Source organism: Pseudoxanthomonas spadix, assembly GCF_003703395.1.
GTDB classification, from domain to species: Bacteria; Pseudomonadota; Gammaproteobacteria; order Xanthomonadales; family Xanthomonadaceae; genus Pseudoxanthomonas_A; species Pseudoxanthomonas_A spadix.
In genome coordinates, this window is record NZ_RDQN01000009.1 from 94,059 (window position 1) to 108,534 (window position 14,476).

12 protein-coding genes are annotated in these 14,476 nt (G+C 69.8%); 8 read left to right on the forward strand and 4 right to left on the reverse strand.

What is annotated here, in order from left to right:
- Positions 1–127 precede the first annotated feature (127 nt).
- From zwf to D9R12_RS13475, 3 genes are all read left to right on the forward strand, one after another.
- Entirely contained in the window at positions 128–1,612 is a 1,485-nt protein-coding gene (gene zwf / locus D9R12_RS13465; RefSeq protein ID WP_122231180.1) for a glucose-6-phosphate dehydrogenase, read from the forward strand.
- On the forward strand, positions 1,609–2,325 hold the full coding sequence (gene pgl, locus D9R12_RS13470; RefSeq protein ID WP_122231182.1) for a 6-phosphogluconolactonase: 717 nt from the start codon (positions 1,609–1,611) through the stop codon (positions 2,323–2,325). Before zwf ends, pgl begins: the two co-directional genes overlap by 4 nt.
- Positions 2,326–2,578: 253 nt before the next feature.
- The gene (locus D9R12_RS13475; protein ID WP_122231184.1) at positions 2,579–3,097 is read left to right on the forward strand and encodes a c-type cytochrome; all 519 of its coding nucleotides are present in this window, start codon (positions 2,579–2,581) and stop codon (positions 3,095–3,097) included.
- Positions 3,098–3,389: 292 nt separating this feature from the next.
- On the opposite strand, the gene D9R12_RS13480 is transcribed toward D9R12_RS13475, so the two are convergent.
- From D9R12_RS13480 to D9R12_RS13490, 3 genes are all read right to left on the reverse strand, one after another.
- The gene (locus D9R12_RS13480) at positions 3,390–4,250 is read right to left on the reverse strand and encodes an EamA family transporter (protein WP_122231186.1); all 861 of its coding nucleotides are present in this window, start codon (positions 4,248–4,250) and stop codon (positions 3,390–3,392) included.
- A gap of 130 nt (positions 4,251–4,380) precedes the next feature.
- Positions 4,381–4,713, reverse strand: coding sequence for an EF-hand domain-containing protein (locus tag D9R12_RS13485; RefSeq protein ID WP_122231188.1), 333 nt, complete (start codon positions 4,711–4,713; stop codon positions 4,381–4,383).
- Positions 4,714–4,799: 86 nt separating this feature from the next.
- Positions 4,800–5,999 carry a DesA family fatty acid desaturase gene (locus D9R12_RS13490; protein WP_122231190.1) on the reverse strand — a complete coding sequence of 400 codons (1,200 nt, stop codon included), beginning with the start codon at positions 5,997–5,999 and terminating at the stop codon, positions 4,800–4,802.
- Positions 6,000–6,132: 133 nt separating this feature from the next.
- Here D9R12_RS13490 and D9R12_RS13495 point away from each other — a divergent pair, with 133 nt between their 5' ends.
- The 4 genes from D9R12_RS13495 to D9R12_RS13510 all read left to right on the forward strand — a co-directional run bounded on the left by D9R12_RS13495 (position 6,133) and on the right by D9R12_RS13510 (position 11,396).
- Positions 6,133–6,954 (forward strand): ABC transporter ATP-binding protein, encoded by an 822-nt coding sequence (locus tag D9R12_RS13495; RefSeq protein ID WP_122231192.1) that lies wholly within the window; start codon positions 6,133–6,135, stop codon positions 6,952–6,954.
- Positions 6,955–7,023: 69 nt separating this feature from the next.
- Complete coding sequence (gene mutM, locus D9R12_RS13500; protein WP_122231194.1) at positions 7,024–7,836, forward strand: bifunctional DNA-formamidopyrimidine glycosylase/DNA-(apurinic or apyrimidinic site) lyase; 813 nt, start codon at positions 7,024–7,026, stop codon at positions 7,834–7,836.
- A 93-nt stretch (positions 7,837–7,929) separates the two neighbouring features.
- Entirely contained in the window at positions 7,930–8,499 is a 570-nt protein-coding gene (locus tag D9R12_RS13505; protein ID WP_122231196.1) for an ECF-type sigma factor, read from the forward strand.
- Between the two features lie 17 nt (positions 8,500–8,516).
- Entirely contained in the window at positions 8,517–11,396 is a 2,880-nt protein-coding gene (locus D9R12_RS13510) for a serine/threonine-protein kinase (protein ID WP_122231198.1), read from the forward strand.
- Here D9R12_RS13510 and D9R12_RS13515 read toward each other — a convergent pair.
- A complete protein-coding gene (locus tag D9R12_RS13515; RefSeq protein WP_014159106.1) occupies positions 11,344–11,964 on the reverse strand; it encodes a thymidine kinase in 621 nt (206 codons plus the stop codon). The genes D9R12_RS13510 and D9R12_RS13515 overlap by 53 nt on opposite strands.
- Positions 11,965–12,162: 198 nt before the next feature.
- On the opposite strand from D9R12_RS13515, the gene D9R12_RS13520 reads away from it, so the two are divergent.
- Positions 12,163–14,142, forward strand: a complete 1,980-nt coding sequence (locus D9R12_RS13520; RefSeq protein ID WP_122231200.1) for a UvrD-helicase domain-containing protein — start codon at positions 12,163–12,165, stop codon at positions 14,140–14,142.
- Positions 14,143–14,476: the final 334 nt, after the last annotated feature.

Below are 14,476 nucleotides of genomic sequence, written 5' to 3' on the forward strand. Positions count from 1 at the left end.
AATGAGATACCAAAGTTGCAATGTACGCGCCATGGTGGGCACAGTCAGGTGCAGGACTGGGACGCGTGGTAGCGCGGTGGTATCGTCTTGCCCGTTTCCTCATCCGCTTCCGACGAGGCCTTGCCCCGTGACAGCCAAGACCGTTCCCGTGGACAGCTTCGACCTGGTGATCTTCGGCGGCACCGGAGACCTGGCCCTGCGCAAGCTGCTGCCTGGCCTGCTGCGCCGTTATGCCGACGGGCAGATTCCCCAGGACAGCCGCATCATCGGCGTGGCCCGCGACCGGCAGAACGGCGCCGAGTACCGCGCCCGGATCGGCGAGGCGCTGGAAAAAATCACCGAAGCCGAGCCGCTGCTGCGCGCGCGGGTGCCGGCCTTCCTGCAGCTGCTGGACTACCGCCCGCTGGATGCAACCAGGGAAGAGGGCTGGGAGGAGTTCGGCGAGCTGCTCAGGCAGACTGGCCCGGACCGTATTCGCGTGTTCTACCTGTCCACCAGCCCCAACCTGTTCGTGGACCTGTGCTCGCGCCTGCGCGATGCCGGGCTGAACACCGGCAACGCACGGGTGGTGGTGGAAAAGCCGATCGGCCGGGATTCGGCCAGCGCCGCGGCGATCAACGATGCCGTCGGCGCGGCCTTCGCCGAACACCAGACCTTCCGCATCGACCACTACCTGGGCAAGGAGACGGTGCAGAACCTGCTGGCGCTGCGTTTTGCCAACATCCTGTTCGAGCCGCTGTGGAACGCCGGCCGGATCGACCACGTGCAGATCACCGTGGCCGAAACCGTTGGACTGGAAAAGCGCGCCGGCTACTACGACAGCTCCGGTGCACTGCGCGACATGGTCCAGAACCACCTGCTGCAGCTGCTGTGCATGGTGGCGATGGAACCGCCGGCCACGCTGCAGGCCGACGCGCTGCGCGATGAAAAGCTGAAGGTGCTGCGTTCGCTCAAGCCGATCACCGCCACCGAGGTCGGCCATGTCACCGTGCGCGGCCAGTATCGCGCCGGTGCGTCAGGCGGCGTGGCCGTTCCCGGCTATCTGGACGAGCTGGGCCGCCCGGATTCGCGCACCGAGACCTTCGTGGCGATCAAGGCCGAGGTGGCCAACTGGCGCTGGGCCGGCGCGCCGTTCTACCTGCGCACCGGCAAGCGCCTGCCCGAGCGGGTGTCGGAGATCGTGGTGGCATTCCGCCCGGTGCCACACTCGATCTTCGATGCCAGCGCCGGCCCGGCCCAGCCCAACCGCCTGGTCCTGCGCCTGCAGCCGGACGAAGGCGTCAAGCTGTGGTTGATGATCAAGGATCCCGGTCCGGGCGGGCTGCGCATGAAGTACGTGCCGCTGGACATGAGCTTCGCCGAGGCCTTCGGCGTGCACCAGCCCGAAGCCTATGAGCGCCTGTTGATGGACGTGGTCCGCGGCAACCAGTCGCTGTTCATGCGTCGCGACGAAGTCGAGGCCGCCTGGGCCTGGATCGATCCGATCCTGGAAGCCTGGGAACAGCTGCCCGAAGCACCCAAGCCCTACACGGCCGGCTCCTGGGGGCCCAATGCCGCCGTGGCCCTGATCGAACGCGACGGCCGCACCTGGCATGAGGACGCCGGCACATGAGCCTGAGCCTTCCCGACAGCCTCGCCCACGTCCACGTCTGTCCCAACCACGAGCTACTGGCCCAGGCGCTGGCCGCCGCGGTCGCCGACGACCTGCGCGCGGCGCTGGCCGAGCGCGGCCGCGCGGTGCTGGCCCTGTCCGGCGGGACCACGCCGGTGCGCTTCTTCCAGGCCCTGGCCGAACAGCCGCTGCCGTGGAAGCAGGTCGCCGTGACCCTGGTCGACGAGCGCTGGGTCGACGAAACCAGCGCCCGCTCCAACGCCGCATTGGTGCGCCAGCACCTGATGTATGGCGCGGCCGCGGTCGCCAGCTTCCTGCCGCTGTACCGCGACTACGGCCACGGCCCGGAACAGGCCCTGCCCGAACTGGAAGCGGAACTGGCCCAGCTGCCGCTGCCGCTGGACGTGGCGGTGCTGGGCATGGGCAACGATGGCCACACCGCCTCGTTGTTCCCGGGCGGCGACTGGCTCGAACGGGCCCTGGACCCGGCCGGCAGCGCGCGCGTGCTGCCCATGCACGCCGAGGCCGCCGGCGAACCGCGCATCACCCTGACCCTGCCGGTGCTGGCAGCCGCGCGCCATCTGTACCTGCACATCGAAGGCGAGCACAAAGCCCAGGTGTTGCAGCAGGCGCTGGCTGCCGAGGCCGGTCCGCCGATCGCCACGGTGCTGCGCGCGGCCAGGACTCCGGTGCAGATCTACTGGTGTCCCTGAAGGGACATCCGCGGCCCTCGGGCCGGGCGCCGGCGCGGCGGATCGACGCATGTCCGGCACCGGATCGCCCGCTGCGTCTGCGCTGCCCGGCTCTCATCCCAAGGTGGGGATGCGCGTCCGGCGCTCCTGCTTATAATGCGGGCAGCCGCTTCCGGAACGGGGGCAGCGACCGGGCGCCCCCACGACCGGAACATTCGTTGGATACCCGAGTGTTTTTCAGCCACGCCGGCGACGGCGCTGCCAAAGGTGGACTGTGCGCAATTATGACCTGGAGTTTCTCAAGCGCTTCTCGATGGTGATCGGCTTGCTGCTGCTGGTCACGGTGGGGTTGGCGATCGGGGCGTTTTTCCTGTCCAAGGCGATTCCGCCGGAAGTCTCGCCGGTGGCCGCCAGGCAGACCCAGGCCCGGATCGCACCGGTCGGTGCAGTCTATGCCGGCAGCACCGGCGCCGCCGCACAGGCCGCCGCCGCGGCGGCGGCGGCCGCTGCCCAGGCCGCCCAGGGCGCCTACGGCGGCACCCTGGACGGCAAGACGATCTACGACCAGCTGTGCACCGCCTGCCATACCACGGGCGTGGGCATGGCCCCGATGCTGACCCCGGCGGGCCTTGGCGCGCGCCTGTCCAAGGGCAAGGACACCCTGTACAAGCATGCCATCGAAGGCTTCACCGGCCCCGATGGCGGGGTGATGCCGCCCAAGGGCGGCAATGCCGGCCTGAGCGAGGAACAGATCCGCGCCACGGTCGACTGGATGCTGGAGCAATCGAAGTAATCACCGTCACCAGCGCCTGTTCCGACGCCGCCTGCGGGCGGCGTCGTCGTTTGCGCCCGTTTCCTCCCCGGCTCGGAAATGGAGCGGTGCGCATGCCCGCCAATCGCCTGCTGCGATCCTGCCGTTCTGGCCGCCGCGTGCCTGCACCAGTGCGCCCAGCCCGGCGCTGGGCAGGGCGGTACGGTCAAAGGCACAATGTCGAGGTGCCCGGCACCGATCAGGAGCGCAACGGCGAGGGCCGGTGGCGCAGCGCCGACCACGCCCCGCCGCTGCTGGGATTTGATCTTTAGGCTCAGCCCATCCCGCGCCCGATCAGGGCGATGGCCAGGATCGCCAGCGGGATCGCCAGCAGGTTGAGCCGGCCCAGGCGTTCGCCGAAGGCCAGCGCGCCGACCAGCGTACCCAGCAGCACCACGCCGATGTTCATGCTGGCAAACACCGTGGCTGGCGCGCCCGGCAGCGCGCGGTGCGCGCCCAGGTAGAAGCCGATGTTGCCGAAGTTGAGCAGGCCCAGCAGCAGTCCGCCGGCCAGACTGCGCAGGTCCAGGTGCACGCCCCCGCGCAGCTGGCGCCACAGCTGCCAGGCCAGCATCGGCACGAAGGCGACGGTGAAGGTGGCCAGCAGCGAGGCCGACAGCGGGGCGCCGTCGGCGGCGATGCGCTTGAACAACACGTCGGTCGTGGCCCAGCCCACCAGCACCACCAGCGGCAGGCGCCAGTGGCTGGCATCGGCCGCCGCCGCGGCGCGCGGCCGCGCCAACAGGCAGGCAATGGCCGCCAGGCCCAGCACCAGCCCGGCGATCTGCCAGCCGCCGGCGCGCTGGCCGAACAGGGTGAAGGCCGCGATCAGCGACAGCAGCAGCGACAGGCGCTGGGCGATCTCGGTGCGCACGATCCCGGCCCGGCGCACCGAGGCGGCCAGCACCAGAAACAGGCCCGGCAGCAGCAGTCCCAGCGGCAACCACCAGCGCCACGGCGCATGTTCGCCGTGCAGGGCCTGCAGCGGCGGGTCCAGCAGGCCCAGCGCCAGCAGCGCGCCAACCAGGTAGTTCCAGGTCACCGCCTGCGGCAGGTCCAGCCGCAGACGCGGCGCCAGGCGGAACAGGACCGACACGGCCACGCTGCACAGCACGGCCAAGGCAACAAACCACATGGGGCGCAGACCGGTGGGCAAAGAGGACGCGCATTATCCCGGCCGGCGCATCGATCAGGGACGCGGGATTCGACCTCAAGCACCCCGAACCCTGGGAAGCTGCGGGCCGCAGGCCCCCCTGATTCCGGCCTCACTGCGGCGGGGCGGCCAGTTCCCTGGCATCCAGCAGGCCGTCGTGGCTGCGGTCCTGCCTGGCAAAGCGCTGGCGCAGCTGCAGGACCAGCGCGGCGCGCGTGATCGGCTTGCCGCGGCGACCCGGCAGTTCGGCGCCTTCGAGCACGCCGTTGTGGTCGCCATCGCGCTGGTCGAAGGCGTAGCTCATCCAGGCGATGTATTCGTCCACCCCGACGCGGCCATCGTGGTCGCTGTCCATGCGCGCCAGGTAGTCGGCGGTGCCGGTCGGGACCTGCGCCAGGATCGGCGCGGCCCAGCAGCCCAGGACCAGGGCCATCAGCCAGCGCATGTGCCCGGCGTGCAGCAGGGCCCGGTCTGCGAATGGCGCCGCGGACGGGCCAGGGGCAGGTGCGCCATTGCAGTGCGATCGGCAGGTCAATGCGCCAGCGCGTAACCCTTCAGGCGCTGCGAATAGGCCTGCAGCGCGGCGATTCCGCTTTCCTCGGCCTCCTTGCACCAGGCCTGCAACTGGCGCAGGCGCTCGGCCGCATCGTGCGAACGCGTCTCCAGCAGCACCGCCAGGCGCTTGCGGTGTTCGACCAGGGCCTGCATGCGTGGGCGCTGGGCGACCCAGCGGTTGAGCGCATCGCGTGCCTCGGGCTTGAGCCAGCGGCCGTCATCGACCAGGCCGCGGCGCATGCGGCCGGGCAGCAGCTGGCGCAGCTTCTGCCCGGCGATGGCCGCTTCCTCGGCCAGGGCCGGCCTGAACACGTTGCGCTGGTAGTCGGTCATGGCCTGGAAACGATGCGACAGCAGTGCCCTGAGGGTGTCGGCGTCGGGCACGGCGATGTTGGGGCGGATGTCCAGGCGCGGGGCCACCCGCAGCACCTTGGCCAGGCGCAGCGCTTCCAGGCCCTTGATCGCGGCCCAGCCGATGTCGAACTCCCAGCGGCGCATCGCAAAGCGCGCCGAGCTGGGGAAGGCATGGTGGTTGTTGTGCAGTTCCTCACCGCCGATCCAGAACCCCCACGGGGTCAGGTTGGTCGAGGTGTCGGCCGATTCGAAGTTGCGGTAGCCCCACCAGTGGCCCAGGCCGTTGATCACGCCGGCGGCCCAGAACGGGATCCATGCCATCTGGATCGCCCACAGCGCGATGCCCGGCAGGCCGAACAGCGCGAACTGCACCGCCAGCAGCGTCACCGGGCCCCAGCTGGCCAGCGGCGTGTAGAGCCGGCGTTCGATCCAGTCTTCCGGCGCGCCGCGGCCGTACTGGGCAATATCCTCGCGCTGCCGGCGCGCTTGGCGGTACAGCTCCACGCCTTGCCAGAACACCTTGCCGATGCCCTTGGCCTGCGGGCTGTGCGGGTCCTGGTCGGTCTCGACCTTGGCGTGGTGCTTGCGATGGATGGCCACCCACTCCTTGGTGATCATGGAGGTGGTCAACCACGTCCAGAACCGGAAGAAATGGTTGAGCAGCGGGTGGAAATCCACGCCCCGGTGCGCCTGGCTGCGATGCAGGTACAGGGTCACCGAGAAGATGGTCAGCTGGGTGCATACCAGCAGCACCAGCAGCAGTTGCCACCAGCCGAACTGCAGCAGGCCACCGGTGAGCAGGTCGATCAGGGACGGATGCATGAAGTTCCCCCTCCAGGGAAGACGGCGCCGGGCAAGGACCCGCCGCACCTGGCCATAATGGCGGCTCTGCCCGCAAACTTCACCCGTCGCGCCCGATGGTGTTCAGGCGAGCGCACGGTGTGCCCAGGACCCCATGCTGCCCGTCACCGCTTCCGACCCCGCAACCGAGCCCCTGATCGAACTGGACCGCGCCACCGTGGTGCGCGGCGACACCACCGTGCTCGACCAGCTGAGCCTGCGCATCGCGCTGGGCCAGAACACCGCGCTGCTGGGCCCCAACGGCTGCGGCAAATCCACCTTCATCAAGCTGATCAACCGCGAGCTGTATCCGCTGGCGCGCCAGGGCCAGGCGCCGGTCAAGGTGTTCGGCCAGGACCGCTGGAACGTGGCCCAGCTGCGCACGCGCCTGGGACTGGTCACCAGCGATGCCACCGGCGACCTGCAGCAGATGCCGCAGCTGCGCGTGGATGAGGCGATTGTCACCGGCTTTTTCGCCAGTTTCGTCCTGCCGATCGACCAGCAGGTCACCCCCGCGATGCGCGAGCGCGCCGCCCAGGCGCTGGCGCGGGTCGGCGGACAGGGTCTGTCCGGCCGCCTGGTGGCCGAGCTGTCCACCGGCCAGATGCGCCGGGTGCTGATCGCCCGCGCGCTGGTGCACCAGCCGCAGGCGCTGCTGCTGGACGAACCCACCGCCGGCCTGGACCTGGTGGCCCAGCAGCAGTTCTGCACGCTGATGCGCGCGCTGGCCGGGCAGGGCATCACCCTGGTGCTGGTGACCCATCACCTGGAAGAAATCGTGCCGGAGATCGACCGGGTGGTGCTGCTGCAGGACGGGCGCATCGCCGGCGACGGCACGCGCGCGCAGACCCTCACCTCCAGCCTGCTTTCGCAGGTCTATGGCGGCCCGATTCACGTCCACCTGGACCAGGGCGTCTACCGCGCCGCGGCGCAGTGAGCCGGCCGCCGCGCCTGACATTCCCACCCTCGGCTCCACCCGAGCGCTGACCCCTCCAGGCCCGCCGCCATGCCCGAACTGCCCGAAGTCGAAACCACCCGCCGCGGCCTGGCCCCGCACCTGGAAGGGGTGATCGTGCGCGCAGTCCTGCAGCGGCGCGAGGACCTGCGCTGGCCGATCCCCGACCAGATCCGCGCGCACCTGCCCGGGGCGCGGATCGAGGCGGTGCGTCGCCGCGCCAAGTACCTGCTGCTGGACACCCTGGCCGGCAGCGCGCTGCTGCACCTGGGCATGAGCGGCAGCCTGCGGGTGCTGCCGGCGGCCACGCCGGTGAAGGCGCACGACCATGTCGACCTGGCCCTGGATGGCGGGCGGGTGCTGCGCTTCAACGATCCGCGCCGCTTCGGCAGCCTGCTGTGGCAGGCGCCGGGCACCACCCACCCGCTGCTGCAGGGGCTGGGACCGGAGCCGCTGTCGGAGGAGTTCGATGGTGCATGGCTGTTTGCACGCAGCCGCGGCCGCAGCGCCCCGGTCAAGAGCTTCCTGATGGACCAGCGGATCGTGGTCGGGGTGGGCAACATCTACGCGGCCGAAAGCCTGTTCAGGGCCAGGATCCACCCGCTGCGCGCGGCCGGCAGGGTCTCCCGCGAACGCTATGAAGCCCTGGCGATGGCGGTAAAGGACATCCTGGCCCACGCCATCCAGCGCGGGGGCACCACCTTGCGCGATTTCATCAGCCCCGATGGCGTGCCGGGCTATTTCGAGCAGGAACTGTGGGTCTACGGCCGCGGCGGCCTGCCCTGCAAGCGGTGCGCGGCCGCCCTGAAGCAAGCCCAGGTCGGCCAGCGCACCACGGTCTGGTGCCCGCACTGCCAGCGCTGAAAGCAGTGATGCCGCATCGCACCAGCGGGAGATACACCCGTCACGTTTGCAGGCGGTATAGTCGGCCCCTGCAGCAATGCAAGGAGGGGGTTCATGGAGGGGGGGAGTGATATCACGGTCTGGTTGGATGCCGCGCGTTCGGGCGACCGCGCCGCGCTGGATCGGGTGCTGTCCACGCTCTACCAGGAACTGCATTCGATGGCCCGGCGCCAGCTGGCCGGCCACCAGGGCCACACCCTGGACGCCACCGCGCTGGTCCACGAGTCCTACCTGAAACTGCTTGGCGCCCAGGGCGGGGCCAAGTTCGACGACCGCGCGCATTTCTTCGCCTATGCCGCCTCCTCGATGCGCTCGGTGGTGGTGGACTACGCCCGCAGCCGCCTGGCCCGCAAGCGCGGCGGCGACCTCAAGCGCGTGGCGGAGATCCCCGAGGACGTGGAAAGCAACCTGCTGCGCCTGGACGAAACCACCCTGGCGCTCAATACCGCGCTGGACCAGCTCTTCGACGCCGATCCACGCCTGGCCAAGGTCGTGGAGATGCGCTATTTCGCCGGCCTGTCCGAGCTGGAGATCGCCGAGCTGATGCAGCGCTCCGAGCGCAGCGTGCGCCGCGACTGGCAGAAGGCCCGGCTGTTCCTGCTGGCCGCGATGCAGGACGAGTAAAGCGGAGCGCCTGCGCGATGGACGCCGCCCAGTGGCAACGCCTGTCGCCGATGCTGGACCTGCTGCTGGACATGAATCCGCAGCAGCGTACCTACCAGCTGCAACTGATCGCCCTTGAAGATGCCGGGCTGGCCGAGGAGATTGTCGGCCTGCTGGCGCTGGAAGCCGCCGCCGAAGGCGCCTGGCCGCCGCCCCTGCACGAAGCCCCGGCCGCGCTCTGCGAAGGCGCGCGCCTGGGTCCCTATCGCCTGGAGTGGCTGCTGGGCGAAGGCGGCATGGGCATGGTCTGGGCGGCCAAGCGCGCCGGCAGCGGCTACCAGCGCCGGGTGGCCCTGAAGCTGCTGCATGCGGGCATCGCCGATCACCGCCTGCGGGTGCGTTTCTCGCGTGAGCGCGACATCCTGGCGCGGCTGGAACACCCGCACATCGCGCGCCTGCTCGATGCCGGGGTCGGCGAGCAGGGCCAGCCCTACCTGGCGCTGGAATACGTCGAAGGCATTTCCATCACCGACTATTGCCAGCAGCATGCCCTGGCCATCGAGGCGCGGCTGGTACTGTTCCGCCAGGTCTGCCAGGCGGTCAGCCACGCGCATGCCAACCTGATCGTCCACCGCGACCTGAAGCCTTCCAACATCCTGGTCACCGCCAGCGGCGAAACCCGGCTGCTGGACTTCGGCATCGCCAAGCTGCTCGATGCGCCCGATGGCAGCGGCGCGCGCACCGAGTTGCGCGCCTTCACCCTGCACTACGCCGCGCCCGAGCAGGTCCGCGGCGAGCCGGTGACCACCCGCACCGATGTGTATTCGCTGGGCGTGGTGCTATTCGAACTGCTGGCCGGCACCAAGCCCTATCGCCTGCAGGGCGACAATGTGCTGGCCTGGGAACAGGCCATCATCGACGCCGAACCGATGCGCCCATCGCAGGCGCTGCTGCAGGGCGCGCCTGACCGGGCGGCGCAACCGGACCTGCGCCGCCAGGCCAGGCGCCTGCGCGGCGACCTGGACCGGATCGTGCTCAAGGCCCTGGCCAAGAAGCCCGAGCACCGCTATCCCTCGGTCGAAGCGCTGTCGGCTGACCTGCGCCGCTACCTGGAAGGCATGCCGGTCCAGGCACAGCGGCAGAGCGTGGGCTACCGGCTGGGCAAGTACGCGCTGCGCCATCGCTGGTGGCTGCTGGCCGGATCGATGATGTCGCTGGTGCTGCTGGGCGCGGCGGCCATCAGCCTGCGCCAGGCCCGCGAGGCGGTGCACGAGGCCCAGCGCGCGCAGGCGATGCAGGATTTCGTGATCGGCCTGTTCGACAACGCCGGCGCCGCACCGCGCGGCGATGCATTCGATAGCCGCAAGCTGCTCGACGCCGGGGTGGCGCGCGGCGCGCGCGAGCTGGCCAACCAGCCGCTGGCCCATGCCGAGCTGCTGGGCGTGGTCGCGCGGCTGCGCATCGGCCTGGGCGATTATGCGCAGGCGCTGGCGTTGCTGGAACGCGCCGACGGCCTGCTCAACGGCCGCGGCGATGTCTCCGCGCAGCTGCGCCTGCAGATCGCTGCCCAGCACGGACGCGCGCTGCGCATGCTCGATCGCGGCCAGGCCTGCGCCAGCCAGCTGGCGCCGCTGGAACCGCTGACGCGCACCCTGATTGGCCATGAGGCCGAAACCGCCGAGTTCCTGTCCCAGTACGGCCGCTGCCTGCGCCAGCAGGGCGACCTGGTGCCGGCGCATAGCCTGTTCCAGCGCGCCCTGGCGCGCCGCCAGGCGCTGGGCGACGATGCCGGTGTGGCCGAGAACATGCTGGACCTGGCCTTGCTGGACACCGACCGGGGCCGGGAACAGGACGCGCTGAACGGCTACCGCGCCGCGCTGGATTACCTGTATCGCCATGTCGGCCACGAACATCCGCTGGCGGTGGAAATCCTGCGTGCGCGGGGCGCCGCACAGCGCGCCGGCGGCGACACGATCAACGCCCAGGCCGGCTTCCGACAGGCGCTGCGGGTGTCCGAACAGATCCACGGCTCGGACCATCCCCTCACCCTGGGCCTGCGCCGGCAGCTGGTGGCGTTGCAGGTGGATCTGGGCCAGTACGCCCTGGCCGCCGAGCAGATGGAATCGCTGCTGGCGCGCACCCGCCAGGTCATGGGCGAGCGGCACCGCGAGACCGGCCTGGCCTGGAACACCACCGGCGTCATCGCCTGGGAACGTGGCGAGCTGGCCACCGCCCAGCGCGATATCGCCCGGGCCGTGGCCATCTGGCGCCAGCCCGAAGGCGCGCGGCAGCTGGCGGGCGGGCTGGCCAACTACGGCAGGGTCCTGCATGCGGCCGGCCATGACAGCCAGGCGTTGGCCGCCCTGCAGGAAGCGCGCGCGCTGCGCGTCGCCAATTTCGGTGCCTCCCACCCACTGGTCGGCGACACCGACCGCATGATCGGCGAGGTCATCGCCGACCAGGGCGATGCGCGGGGCGCGCAGCCCTGGTTCGAAACGGCGGTCGCGCTGACCCGGCGCGGCTATCCGGCCGATCATCCGCGGCGGCTGTTCGCCGAACTGTCGTTGGCCCGCAACCGCGGGCGCCTCGGCCAGCCCGACGCCGCGCTGGCCATGCTGGATCGCCTGGCGCGGCACGGCGGCGACGGCAGTGAAGCGGCCAAGCTGCGCTGGCGCGCCCGTGCCTACGCAGCCGAAACCCGCTGCACCGCCAGCCCTTCACAGGGCACGTTGCAACAGCTTGACGCCCTGCTGGCGCAGCTGGCCACCGTCCAGCCCGATGGCGGGGTGATTCCACGCGAGGTGCGGGCCATCCGCGAGCGGTGCGCCGAACGCCTGCTGGCGGCGCCCGCGGCGCGGCGACCGCTCAAAACGGCAGCAAGGCCTGCTGCGGCGCCATCGTCGACTCGCCGCGGGTGATCTTCTTGTACTCGGCGCGGCTGACCGAGACATAGCGCTGGTTGCCGCCGATCTCCACCTGCGGCCCGTCCTGGACCACGCGCCCGGCTGCATCCACGCGCACGGTCATCGTCGCCTTGGCCCCGGTATGGCAGATGGTCTTGATCTCGCTGAGTTCGTCGGCCCAGGCCAGCAGATACTGGCTGCCCTCGAACAGCTCACCGCGAAAATCGGTGCGCAACCCGTAGCACAGCACCGGGATGCCGCGCTGGTCCACCACCTCGCTCAGCTGCCAGACCTGCGCACGGCTGAGGAACTGCGCCTCGTCCACCAGCACGCAGTGCAGCCGGCCGGACTCGGCCAACTCGCCATCGACCAGGCGCAGCAGGTCATCATCGCCGGTGAAGGTGGTGCCTTCGGCCTGCAAGCCGATCCGCGAGGCCACCACGCCGGGGCCGGCGCGATCATCCAGCCCCGGGGTCAGGATCAGCACGCGCATGCCGCGTTCGCGATAGTTGTGCGCCGACTGCAGCAGCGTGGTGGTCTTGCCGGCGTTCATCGCCGAATAATAGAAATAGAGCTTGGCCATGGAGCGAGGAGTGAGAAACGAGCAGCGAGGAGTGAGGAGTGAGAAGTGAGAAGTGAGAAGTGAGCGCAGTGCGGAGCGGGTGCAAGTGCGCCGCGGCCAGCTGCCGGTGACAGAATACCCGCCCTGCCAGACGCAGCTGGCTTTGCTCGCTTCTCGTTTCGCATTCATTCTTCCCCCCCCTGACTCCTCGCCTCCCCGATGGATTTGCTCAACCCCCCGCAGCGCGCCGCGGTGCTGCACGTGCACGGTCCACTGCTGGTGCTGGCCGGCGCCGGCAGTGGCAAGACCCGGGTGATCATCGAGAAGATCGCGCACCTGATCGCCTCCAGGCGGATGCCGGCCAAGCGCATCGCGGCGATCACCTTCACCAACAAGTCGGCCCGGGAAATGCGCGAGCGCCTGGCCAGGCGGGTCAAGGGCGAGGCGGCCGAAGGCCTGACCCTGTGCACCTTCCACGCGCTGGGGCTGAAGTTCCTGCAGATCGAGCACGCCGCGGCCGGGCTGAAGCGCAATTTCTCGATCTTTGACGCCGACGATGCCAACGCGCAGTTCAAGGACCTGATGCCCGGGGCCAAGCCCGATGCGATCGAGCTGATGAAGACCCTGATCTCGCGCGCCAAGAACGCAGGCCTGTCGCCCGAACAAGCAGCCGAACGGGCGCGCAGCCCGCGCGAGCTGGAAGCGGCCGCGCTGTACGCGCGCTACCAGGCGCGGCTGGGCAGCTTCAACGCGGTGGACTTCGATGACCTGATCCGCCTGCCGGTGCAGATCCTGGAACACGATCGGCAGATCACCGCCGGCTGGCGCGAGCGGATCGGCTACCTGCTGGTGGACGAAGCGCAGGACACCAACGATGCCCAGTACCGCCTGCTCAAGGCGATCGCCGGGCCGGGCGGCCACTTCACCTGCGTGGGCGATGACGACCAGTCGATCTATTCCTGGCGCGGGGCCAACCCGGAAAACCTGCTGCAGATGGCGCAGGACTATCCGGCGCTGGAAGTGATCAAGCTGGAGCAGAACTACCGCTGCTCCAACCGCGTGTTGCGCGCGGCCAATGCGCTGATCGCCCACAACCCGCACGCCCATCCCAAGCAGCTGTGGTCCGACCAGGCCGATGGCGAGCGCATCCGCGTGTGGGAGTGCCGCGACAACGAGCACGAGGCGGGAAAGGTCGCCGCCGAGATCGCCTACCTGCAGGCCGCCAGGCAGGTGCCGTGGAGCGAGTTCTGCATCCTGTTCCGCGGCAACTTCCAGTCGCGGGTGATCGAAAAGGCGCTGCAGCTGCTGCGCATTCCGTATCACCTCACCGGCGGCACCGCGTTCCTGGAGCGCCAGGAGGTCAAGGATGCCCTGAGCTGGCTGCGGCTGGTGGCCAATCCGGACGACGATGCAGCGTTCCTGCGCGCGGTGCAGAGTCCCAAGCGCGAAGTCGGCGCGACCTCGCTGGCCAGGCTCGCAGAGCTGGCCCAGGCCCGGCACCTGCCGATGGCACGCGTGGCCGAGATCCCCGGCGCCCTGCAGGCCTTGCCGGCGCGCGCGGCCAACGGCCTGGCCGCCTTCAACGATGCGCTGCAGGAAGTGCGCGCGCAGGCGCCCAGGCTGCCGGCGGCCGAGCTGGTGCGGCTGCTGGCCGAACGCTCGGGCCTGCTGGCCGAGCTGCGCGTGCAGTGCAAGGACCAAGCCTCCTTCCAGCGGCGCAAGGCCAACCTGGAGGAACTGGCCGACTGGTTCAGTGGTGGCCCGCGTGGCGCCAGCGCCGGCGACCTGGCCGCGCAGCTGGCGCTGCTGTCGCGCAATGACAAGGACGACGGCGGCAACCAGGTGCGGATGATGACCCTGCACGCGGCCAAGGGGCTGGAGTTTGGCTACGTGTTCATCGTCGGCTGCCAGGACGGCGTGCTGCCGCACGAAGCGGCGCTGGAGGAAGGTGCGCTGGAGGAGGAGCGGCGGCTGATGTACGTGGGCATCACCCGCGCCAAGCAAGGGCTTTACCTGAGCCACAGCCGGACCACGCGCAAGTTCGGCGAGCTGATGCGGCTCAAGCCCAGCCGTTTCATCGACGAGCTGCCGCAGGCCGAACTGCAGCGCGACGGCGCCGATCCGGTCCTGGACGCGGCCAGCAAGCAGGCGCGTGCCAAGGCCGGGCTGGCGGCGATCCAGGCGTTGTTCGACGACTGAAGCGGTGGCTGTCCTACGCGCGGCGAAGGCAAACGCACCGGCGCCTAGGAGTCTGTCGGGCTTTGGCGGTCGAGGCGAAAATTCGGCTGCGCGAGGACAGATTTTCGGCGATTCGCCGCCCCATAGTGGTTCTATGGGGCAAGAAGCGACGGAAATATGGACCGCACAGCCGGATTTGCAGCCCGGCCGGCCAAAGTCCGACAGGCTCCTAGTGTACTGTTCTATTCTTGATGGAACTTATATGAAATCCATCGTTCCAACACTCTACGAGGACGAAGAGTGGAGAGTGCAAGTGCGAGTTGCCCCTGAGATTGTGCTGAGCGACGAGGAGCGA

Excerpts from the sequence above, each read along its gene's own strand:
- D9R12_RS13510 (WP_122231198.1), top strand. The coding sequence starts at position 8,517 with ATGGACGCCGCCCAGTGGCAACGCCTGTCGCCGATGCTGGACCTGCTG.
- D9R12_RS13520 (WP_122231200.1), top strand. The coding sequence starts at position 12,163 with ATGGATTTGCTCAACCCCCCGCAGCGCGCCGCGGTGCTGCACGTGCAC.
- D9R12_RS13515 (WP_014159106.1), bottom strand. The coding sequence starts at position 11,964 with ATGGCCAAGCTCTATTTCTATTATTCGGCGATGAACGCCGGCAAGACC.
- D9R12_RS13495 (WP_122231192.1), top strand. The coding sequence starts at position 6,133 with ATGCTGCCCGTCACCGCTTCCGACCCCGCAACCGAGCCCCTGATCGAA.
- D9R12_RS13490 (WP_122231190.1), bottom strand. The coding sequence starts at position 5,999 with ATGCATCCGTCCCTGATCGACCTGCTCACCGGTGGCCTGCTGCAGTTC.
- mutM (WP_122231194.1), top strand. The coding sequence starts at position 7,024 with ATGCCCGAACTGCCCGAAGTCGAAACCACCCGCCGCGGCCTGGCCCCG.
- pgl (WP_122231182.1), top strand. The coding sequence starts at position 1,609 with ATGAGCCTGAGCCTTCCCGACAGCCTCGCCCACGTCCACGTCTGTCCC.
- D9R12_RS13505 (WP_122231196.1), top strand. The coding sequence starts at position 7,930 with ATGGAGGGGGGGAGTGATATCACGGTCTGGTTGGATGCCGCGCGTTCG.
- D9R12_RS13480 (WP_122231186.1), bottom strand. The coding sequence starts at position 4,250 with ATGTGGTTTGTTGCCTTGGCCGTGCTGTGCAGCGTGGCCGTGTCGGTC.
- D9R12_RS13485 (WP_122231188.1), bottom strand. The coding sequence starts at position 4,713 with ATGCGCTGGCTGATGGCCCTGGTCCTGGGCTGCTGGGCCGCGCCGATC.